At 43.4% G+C, this 716-nt stretch carries 1 protein-coding gene; it reads left to right on the forward strand.

Translation table 11 applies throughout. The annotated features are described in order from the left end of the window. Positions 1-716 (forward strand): putative Ig domain-containing protein (locus tag VTH8203_RS12780; protein WP_158296137.1); only part of this gene is annotated, 716 nt, incomplete at both ends.

The following is a 716-nucleotide window of genomic DNA, read 5'->3' on the forward strand; positions in this document are numbered from 1 at the left end:
AATGATGTAGCTACCTATTCCAATATTATTATCGAGGTCACTGACAGTTCAAACGTGACCACCAATTCGAATACGTTTGAAATTGAGGTGATAAACATCAATGATGCGCCAACGATAAGCGGCACACCTACACAGACCATTAATCAGGGAGTCCTATACTCATTCACCCCAGCCTATGATGATCCTGACCAAAGACATAGTACTGAAACTAAAACGTTTTCGATTCAAAATAAACCGTCTTGGCTAACTTTCGACCCCACAGATGGCTCACTGACTGGTACACCTCAGCAAATTGACGTGGGTGCTCACAATAACATCACAATCACTGTCGAAGACCAAGCAGGTCTAACGGATAGCTTATCCGCTTTTGCAATCACCGTGAATAATGTTAACGATGCGCCGACAGGTGCTGATGTATCTGTCACAGCGACCGAAGACAGCAACGAAATCAAATTCAAAGACACCGACTTTTCAATGAGTGATATCGATGGTGATAGCCTGAGTAAGATAATTATCACCTCCCCTCCTGCTGATGGACAATTAACGCTCTCTGGTAGCAATATAACACCAACAACCGACGTATCACTGAATGACCTGCAGGCGGAGAATTTACGTTTTGAATTCTCAAACGACGAGTTTGGTACGCCCTACACCACTTTTACATTCAAATATCATGATGGACAGGTTGAAAGTTCGGCAGACTATACAGCGACCAT

It is taken from the genome of Vibrio thalassae (assembly GCF_900089835.1).
GTDB classification, from domain to species: Bacteria; Pseudomonadota; Gammaproteobacteria; order Enterobacterales; family Vibrionaceae; genus Vibrio; species Vibrio thalassae.